General features: G+C 70.7%; 7 protein-coding genes. 3 read left to right on the top strand and 4 right to left on the bottom strand.

Translation table 11 applies throughout. The features are described from left to right. Positions 1-418 precede the first annotated feature (418 nt). On the top strand, positions 419-730 hold the full coding sequence (locus tag AB0O15_RS41545; protein WP_364331414.1) for a hypothetical protein: 312 nt from the start codon (positions 419-421) through the stop codon (positions 728-730). Positions 731-805: 75 nt separating this feature from the next. Here the strand turns inward: AB0O15_RS41545 and AB0O15_RS41540 are convergent, their stop codons facing one another. Both AB0O15_RS41540 and AB0O15_RS41535 read right to left on the bottom strand, forming a co-directional pair. Then, positions 806-1,528 carry an SDR family oxidoreductase gene (locus tag AB0O15_RS41540; protein ID WP_364331411.1) on the bottom strand — a complete coding sequence of 241 codons (723 nt, stop codon included), beginning with the start codon at positions 1,526-1,528 and terminating at the stop codon, positions 806-808. A 41-nt stretch (positions 1,529-1,569) separates the two neighbouring features. Then, positions 1,570-2,451, bottom strand: coding sequence for an SDR family oxidoreductase (locus AB0O15_RS41535; protein WP_364331408.1), 882 nt, complete (start codon positions 2,449-2,451; stop codon positions 1,570-1,572). Positions 2,452-2,720: 269 nt separating this feature from the next. On the opposite strand from AB0O15_RS41535, the gene AB0O15_RS41530 reads away from it, so the two are divergent. Continuing rightward, on the top strand, positions 2,721-4,190 hold the full coding sequence (locus AB0O15_RS41530) for a GGDEF domain-containing protein (RefSeq protein ID WP_364331406.1): 1,470 nt from the start codon (positions 2,721-2,723) through the stop codon (positions 4,188-4,190). A gap of 166 nt (positions 4,191-4,356) precedes the next feature. Here AB0O15_RS41530 and AB0O15_RS41525 read toward each other — a convergent pair whose 3' ends face one another. Beyond that, positions 4,357-4,947, bottom strand: a complete 591-nt coding sequence (locus AB0O15_RS41525; RefSeq protein WP_364331403.1) for a hypothetical protein — start codon at positions 4,945-4,947, stop codon at positions 4,357-4,359. An 86-nt stretch (positions 4,948-5,033) separates the two neighbouring features. Continuing rightward, a complete protein-coding gene (locus tag AB0O15_RS41520) occupies positions 5,034-5,696 on the bottom strand; it encodes a response regulator transcription factor (protein ID WP_364331400.1) in 663 nt (220 codons plus the stop codon). A 96-nt stretch (positions 5,697-5,792) separates the two neighbouring features. On the opposite strand from AB0O15_RS41520, the gene AB0O15_RS41515 reads away from it, so the two are divergent. Further along, the gene (locus tag AB0O15_RS41515) at positions 5,793-7,511 is read left to right on the top strand and encodes a GAF domain-containing sensor histidine kinase (RefSeq protein WP_364331397.1); all 1,719 of its coding nucleotides are present in this window, start codon (positions 5,793-5,795) and stop codon (positions 7,509-7,511) included. Positions 7,512-7,615 lie beyond the last annotated feature (104 nt).

Genomic DNA, 7,615 nt, shown 5'->3' with positions numbered 1-7,615 from the left:
GTTCGGCGAGCTCTGGAAAAACTCCACATCCCTCGGGATCAACGGGGTTGACTCCACGGTCGACCGGCGTGCTAGTGGACACCCTCTCATCGGCAAATCCGGATGCTGACCCGGCGCGACAGGGTCACGCGGAGTGACGGCACTTGGCTCACTCGGCGGTAGTCCGGTTAAGGACACCCGACGGCCGGCTGCGGCACGCATCGTGGCCGGGGGCTCCGTCCGGACCACTCCCCCGGCGCGGCGCGACGCGCGGCCCCGCCTCCAGCGGACACCCCGCCGGACCTGACCGGTGCCCTCGCCACGCCGGACGGCCGCTGGCGCGTCGAGGTGGTCCGGCGCGACGGGCATCAGGCCGACCGCGTGCGACATGCCGACAACGGCGGGTTTCGTGAGCGGCGCCCGGGGCACTCGCCAGGACATGCATCCTGAGACGCCGACCGAGCCGTTGCCCATCGCGACGGTGAACGTGGGAATGACCGTCGTCGACCGGGACGGCGACGAGGCCGGGACCGTCACCGCCGTGCAGATGCCCGGCACCGACGTGCGGCCGGACGTGGTCGCCGGCCTGGCCGAGGAGCTGATGGGCGCCGGTTACATCCGGATCGACGGCACCGGCTTCCTGTCCAACGACACCTACAGTGGCGGGGACCAGATCAGCAAGACCGTCGAGGGCGACCCGGGCGTCGTCGAACTCCGCGTCACCCGGGGCGACCTCCACCGGGCCACCTGAGGCACCGAGCGATCCTGGCGGCGGGTAAGCCGCAGCCGGGTGGGGCACCCGGCCGCGGCTTCGGCGGCGGGTGGTTCAGATGAGCATGCCGCCGGAGACCTCGATGCGCTGCGCGGTGATCCACTGGGTGCCCTCGCCGACCAGCGCGACGATCGCGCCGGCGATGTCCTCGGGCTGCCCCATCCGGCCCATCACGTTGGCCGCGGCCAGGTGCTTCTGAACGTTCTCGTCCTGCAGACCGCCGCCGCCGAACTCGGTCGCGGTGGCGCCGGGCGCGATCGTGTTCGCGGTGATCCCGCGCGGGCCGACCTCGCGGGCGAGGTACCGGGTGAAGGTTTCGACCGCGCTCTTCAGGGCGCCGTAGATCGCGTAGAGCCCCTCGCCGGTGAACCGGGCCAGGCCGGTGGAGAGGTTGACGATCTTGCCGCCGTCGGCGACCAGCGGCAGCAGCTTCTGGGTCAGGAACACCATGCCGCGCAGGTGTACGTTCATCATCCGGTCGAAGTCTTCGACCGTGGCGTCCGCGATCGTCGAGCCCAGCCCGACCCCGGCGTTGTTGATCAGGATGTCGAAGTCCTCGCGGCCGAACTGCTCGCGCAGCACGGTACGCAACTCGGTCACGAAGCCGTCGTACGACTCCAGGTCGCCGACGGTCAGCGGCAGCGCCACCGCGTCGATCTTCTCACCCGGGTTGTCGCGGTAGGTGTAGATGACCTGGAAGCCGGCGTCGAGGAGCTTGACCGCGGTGGCCCGGCCGAGGCCGCGGTTGCCGCCGGTGATCAGGGCGAGCTTGGTCATGTGGGTGCCTTTCATGATCGGGAACAGACAGGGTCAGGAATTCAGGCGCCGGGCCCGAGCAGGTCCTCGTAGCCCACGGTCCGATAGAACTCGCGCCGCACGCGGTCGCCCATACGGAAAACCTCCTCGGCGCCGTCCTGGGCCGGGTCGATGTAGACCCGGAACGGCCGCCGGCCCCGCGGCAGGTCGACGACCCGCACGATCTCCCTTGCCACCTCCTGCGGGTCGGCGTCGTCGGGTGAGAGCCGCGCCTGCTTGCCGAGCAGGTCGTCCATCACGCCGGCGTACCTCTCCTGGTAGGACTCCACGACCGCGGTGTCCTCCGGGTGGCCGGCGTGGGCGTAGTGGTTGGTACCCGTGGTGAACGAACCGGGAACCACGATCGTGGTGTCGATCCCGAAGCGGGCGACCTCCGCCGCGATGCTGACCGCGAGGGCGTCCTCGGCGGCCTTCGCGGCGAAGTAAGGTCCCAGGTAGGGCGGGGTGCCGCCGCGGGCGCTGGACGAGCCGACCCAGACCAGCAGGCCGTCGCCCTGGCCGCGCAGGTGCGGCAGGACCGCCCGGTTGACCCGCTGGGTGGACAGCACGTTGGTGTCGTAGACGGCGGCGATCTGCTCGACCGTGAACGCCTCGACCGGGCCGAGGGTCATGTGGCCGGCGTTGTGCACGACGACGTCGATGCGACCCGCCTCGCGCAGCACGCGCTCGACGGCGGCATCCACCGAATGCTGGTCGGACACGTCCATCTCGAGGCTGACGGCGTTCGGCGCGTACCCCTCGAAGTCGGCCGCGGCCTGCTTGTTGCGTCCCTCGATGTCGCGCATGCCGCCGAACACCCGATGGCCGGCGTCGACCAGGGCGCGCGCGCTCATGGCGCCGAACCCGCTCGACGCCCCGGTGATGATGATGGTCCTGCTGCTCACAATGATCTCCGCAGGTCGTTCGAAGTTGATCTGACGATGCGCAACTTGCCCAGGTGGTGGTGGGTGGAGGCGCGATTTATTGCGCGCTTCTCGCCGCAACTTGCGAAAGGCGACAGGCGAGACACCCATTTCCGTACGGAACGCCGCCGCGAAGTGGCGCCGGCCGGCGCCTCAGGTCGCGCGACGGGCGCCCGCCGGCGGTGAGGAACGACTCCGGGTAGTTCGGCGAGGGGCTCAGGTGCCGCGATGATGCTGTCGATAGAGGGGACATGAGGCAGCCCGGGCCGGTGGCATGGCGGACCGTGATCGCCGTCTGCGTGATCGCAGGCGGGGTCGCCGCGACGCCGTCCGGCCGGGCGGCGCCGGTGGCGATGCTCGCGGGCCTGGCTGTGCTCGCCGCCGGGCTTGTTGCCGCCGCCCGCTCACTCGGGCCCGGCCGGCGCCGCGTCTGGACGCCCTGGATCGCCGCGGTCGGCTGCGCGGTGGCCGGAGCGGCCATTTTCCAGACCGGTGTGCTGCTGGACGTCGTGCCGGTGGCGGCCGACGTGGCGCAGTTCTTCTGGCTGTTCTTCTACCTCCCGGTCACCGTTGCCACCATGCGCTTCATCGAGCGGCGCGGGCTGCCGAGGGCCGTCCGTCGCGCCGTCCTCCAGGATGTGGCGGTGGTGACCGCCGCGGCGACGGTCCTCGCCTGGTACGCACTGATCAGGCCCGCGCTGGCGGCGACGCCGCCCGGGAACCGGTGGGCGCTGATCGCCGCGTTCTCCTTCCCGCTGGGCGACGTGGTCATTCTGGCGCTCGGGCTCACCCTGGTGCTCGCTCCGGGGGCGCTGTCCGCCGCGGAGCGCCTTGCCCTGCTCGGTTTCGGCCTGACCTTGGTCCTCGACGTGGTATACGCCGTGCTGCCGATGGTGGCGGCCGGGCTGGACGCCTTCTGGCACCACCCCGGCTACCTCGTGGTCAACGCGGTGCTGACCGCCGCGGCACTGCACCCGAGCCGGGACGCCGTGTCCCCCGCCGTGCCCCGTACGACGCTCGCCGTCAGCATGACGGGCTGGCGGATGATTCTGCTCGGGGCGGCCCTGTCCGGGGTGAGCCTGAGTGTCTTCGTCATGCCACGTGACGGCTGGGACGCCGTACCGGCCGCGCTGGCGCTGCTGGTCATGATCGCTCTCATCCTCGCGCGCCTGCGCCGCTCCGTGACCGCGCTGGAACGGACCGAGCGTGCCCTGCGCCACGAGGTGACGCACGACCAGCTGACGGGCATCGCCAATCGGGCCCGCCTGATGGACGACCTCCGGGGTGCCCTGCGTACCCGTTCCGCGCTGTTCTTCATCGACCTCGACGGCTTCAAGGCGATCAACGACCAGCGTGGCCATCACAGCGGCGACCTGGTCCTGCAGACCGTCGCCGCCCGGCTCAGCACCTCGGTGCGCGAGTCGGACACGGTGGCTCGCCTCGGCGGGGACGAGTTCGTGGTGCTCTGTCCCGGACTGGAGGACGAAACCACGTCGTCGCTCGCCGCCCGGATCGAGCGGTCGATCGCCGAGCCGATCGCCGTCGACGGGGGTGCGGTCACGATCGGGGCGTCGATCGGGATCCTGATGCTGTCCGCGCCGGCGACGGCGGCCGACGGCAGCATCGATCAGGTGATCAGCGATCTGCTGCGCTCCGCCGACGCCGCGATGTACGCGGCCAAACGCGACGGCGGCGGCGTCCGCGTCGTGACCTACGGCTGAGCGGGCGCGGCGGCGTTCTCCCGGGCGAGGAATGAGCCGAGTTCGCCGATGGTGCTCATCAGCGGGGCCGGGAAGACGACCGGAATCCGAGGGCCACCAGGGACAGCAGACACTCAGCCGTTCGCCGGCTCCTTCCCGCGGGAAGAAGCCGGCCATGGCGCGTTGGTCAGATCAGCCAGCGGTTCTTCTGGACGATGGGCAGCTGCGCCCACCGGCGACCGAGGCCCCAGGTGTGCCCGGCGTAGGTCAGGGCGATCACGACCAGGCCGACGCCGTACACGAAGTGGTAGTCGGTGATCGGGTTGGACGATCCGGAGGGCTTGCCGTCGGCGGTGGTGCGGTCGAGCGGGAACTCGGCGAGCCACATCAGGGCCATGACGAGCACTCCGGCGCCGGCGGCGATCCGCAGGCCGATCCCGGCGATCAGGGCGACCCCGATGGCGAGCATGGAGAGCATGAACAGGCCGTTGGCGTACCAGGTGCCGGCCATCGTGTGGAACATCGACTGGAACGGACCGACGTCGACCGAGGACAGGAAACCCTTGGTCGGCGAGCCACCGTTGATCCAGGCCCGCTCCGACGGGGTCGAGAAGCCGAGCCCGAACGTCTTGTCGAGGAACGCCCACAGGAATACGAAACCGAGAGAGATCCGCAGAACCGCCAGAGCCTTCGCGGCGCCGGTCGTCAGCATCGCCCCCGGCGCCTCGACATGCTCCAAGGCGTGCGATGCAGGGGGGTTGATCTTCTGAACGCTCATGAGGGCTCCTTCTAGCGGTTGACACCCAGGACTCTCGTCCCCGTAACCCCTCCGACGCCCGGGCTGCCCGACCCGACTCGACGGGACTAAAGTCCCGCCGTGCCTGCGGAGCGGGGGTGCTCGGCGATCAACCGGGTGGCCAGGACCGCGGCCTGGGTACGCCGTTCCAGGCCGAGTTTGGCCAGCAGGCTGGAGACGTAGTTCTTCACTGTCTTCTCCGCCAGGAACATCTTCGCGGCGATCTCACGGTTGGTCAGGCCCTCGGCGACGTACTCGAGGATCCTGCGTTCCTGATCGGTGAGGGAGGCCAGCTCGCGGGGCTGCTCGACGCCGTTGCGGATGCGTTCGAGGACCCGCTGGGTCACGGCCGGATCGAGCAGGGACTGCCCGGCCGCCACCCGGCGGACGGCGTCGACGAGGTCGTTGCCGCGGATCTGCTTGAGGACGTACCCGGAGGCGCCGGCCATGATCGCGGCGAACAGGGCCTCGTCGTCCTCGTACGAGGTCAGGATCAGGCCCTTGATCGTGGAGTCGACCGCGCGGACGTCGCGGCACACGTCGATGCCGTTGCCGTCAGGCAGCCGCGCGTCGAGCACAGCGACGTCCGGCCGCAGCGCGGGGATCCGCCGGGTGGCCTCCTGCGCCGAGCCGGACTCGCCGATGACCTCAATGTCTCCGGCGGCGTGCAGCAGGTCGGTCAGGCCGCGGCGGACGACCTCGTGGTCGTCGAGCAGGAAGACACGGATCATTGCTCATTCTTACCGCCGGTCCGGACGTCGACGTAGGGCCGAAGGTCCTGTCAATCAGAAACGGGCACCGGCGGCTACGACCGATAGCATGAGTGCATGGCCGGTGAGCTGGGCGAGCAGCACCGCGATGCGCCGTCGCTCGGTCTGAGCCCGCTGTCGCGGGTCCGCCTCGATGAGCTCCTGCGCGAGATGCTGGACCGCGTCGGTGAGGTCGTGGCCAGCCGCGAACGACTCCGTGCACTGCTGGACGCCGTGGTCGGCATCGGCGGCGACCTCGACCTGCGGACCGTGCTGCAGCGGATCGTCGCCGCGGCGTGTGAGCTCGCCGGCGCCCGGTACGCGGCTCTGGGGATCGTCGGGTCCGACCGTCAGCTGTCCGATTTCATCACCCATGGCATCGACCCCGAGCTGCATGCGGCGATCGGTGACCTGCCGCGCGGCCGCGGGGTCCTCGGTCTGCTGATCACCGACCCCCACCCGGTCCGCATGCCGGACATCACCCAGCACCCGCGATCGTACGGTTTCCCGCCCAACCACCCACCGATGCACAGCTTCCTCGGCGCTCCGATCCGCATCCGGGACCAGGTCTACGGCAACCTGTACCTGTCCGAGAAGCAGGGCGCCGCGGAATTCACCGACGATGACGAGGAGATCGTCGCCGCGCTCGCCGCGGCCGCGGGTGTCGCCATCGACAATGCCCGGCTGTTCGCCCTGGCGACCCGCCGGGAACGCTGGCTCGCCGCGGCCGCCGAGATCACCTCGGTGCTGCTCGGCAAAGTACGCCGCACCGAGGCGCTGCGCCTGATCGCCCGCCGCGCCCGTGAGGTCGCGGATGCCGACCTGGTGCTGGTGTTGCTCTACGACGACGTGGCCGGCCAGTTCACCGTCGAGGCGGTCGACGGCCCCGACACCGTGACAGCGGGACTGCTCGGCGCCGTCCTGACCGCGGCCGACACGACCTTCCTCGACGCGGTGTCGACGCCGCACCGCATGCTGCTCGACGACCTCTCCAAGGCGGCACCGTGGCCTGTCCCGGTGCCCGGCGGGCCGGCCATGGTCGCCCCGCTGGGCCGCTCGGACGTCCTGCACGGTGTGCTGATCGTCGGCCACGGGGCCGGGCACGACGCCCGCAACGACGATGTGGCGCTGCTGTCGAGCTTCGCCGACCAGGCCGCCCTCGCCCTGGAACGCGCCCGGGCCCAGGAGGAACGCGAGCAACTCGTGGTGCTGGAGGACCGGGAGAGGATCGCCCGGGACCTGCACGACGTGGTCATCCAGCGGCTGTTCGCCACCGGCATGGAGCTGCAGAGCACCGTGCCGCACACCACCCGGCCGGAGGTCGCCAAGCGGATCAACCACGCGGTCGACGCCCTCGACGCGACCATCCGCGACATCCGCCGCTCGATCTTCGAGCTCCGCACCCCCATCGGGGTCTCCCTGCGCACCGAGTTGCGCGACACCGTCGACGCGGCGGCCGGCGTGCTCGGGTTCCGGCCCGTCCTGGACACCTCCGGGCCGGTGGACAGCGCCGTACCGGACGACATCGTCCCGGAGATCCTGGCGGTGGTACGCGAAGCCCTGTCCAATGTGGCCCGGCACGCCAACGCGAGCACCGTGCGGGTGTCGGTGCGGGCAGCCGGCGGGCAGATCGCTGTCATCGTGCAGGACGACGGAGTCGGCGCTGATGCCACGCTCGCCCGCGGCGGGCTGGTCAACCTGCTGGACCGGGCCGGCGACCTCGGCGGGACCTTCGAAGTGAGCCGCAACGAGGGCGGCGGCACCGTCGTCGACTGGCGAGTTCCCCTGAACGGCTGACCCTACGGCCCGGGTCCTTCGGCCCTGACGCAATCGCCTGCTGAGCGGCACCCTGGTCAACAGACAGAACTCGCGCCGTTGTCGTCACGACCCGCGATCTCCCG

The organism is Actinoplanes sp. NPDC089786 (assembly GCF_040684855.1).
Classification (GTDB): Bacteria; Actinomycetota; Actinomycetes; order Mycobacteriales; family Micromonosporaceae; genus Actinoplanes.
This window is presented reverse-complemented; position numbering and strand designations above follow the sequence as displayed.

What these genes read in the sequence shown, in the direction of transcription:
- AB0O15_RS41545 (WP_364331414.1), top strand. Translation starts at nt 419, where the DNA reads ATGCATCCTGAGACGCCGACCGAGCCGTTGCCCATCGCGACGGTGAAC.
- AB0O15_RS41540 (WP_364331411.1), bottom strand. Translation starts at nt 1,528, where the DNA reads ATGACCAAGCTCGCCCTGATCACCGGCGGCAACCGCGGCCTCGGCCGG.
- AB0O15_RS41530 (WP_364331406.1), top strand. Translation starts at nt 2,721, where the DNA reads ATGAGGCAGCCCGGGCCGGTGGCATGGCGGACCGTGATCGCCGTCTGC.
- AB0O15_RS41525 (WP_364331403.1), bottom strand. Translation starts at nt 4,947, where the DNA reads ATGAGCGTTCAGAAGATCAACCCCCCTGCATCGCACGCCTTGGAGCAT.
- AB0O15_RS41520 (WP_364331400.1), bottom strand. Translation starts at nt 5,696, where the DNA reads ATGATCCGTGTCTTCCTGCTCGACGACCACGAGGTCGTCCGCCGCGGC.
- AB0O15_RS41515 (WP_364331397.1), top strand. Translation starts at nt 5,793, where the DNA reads ATGGCCGGTGAGCTGGGCGAGCAGCACCGCGATGCGCCGTCGCTCGGT.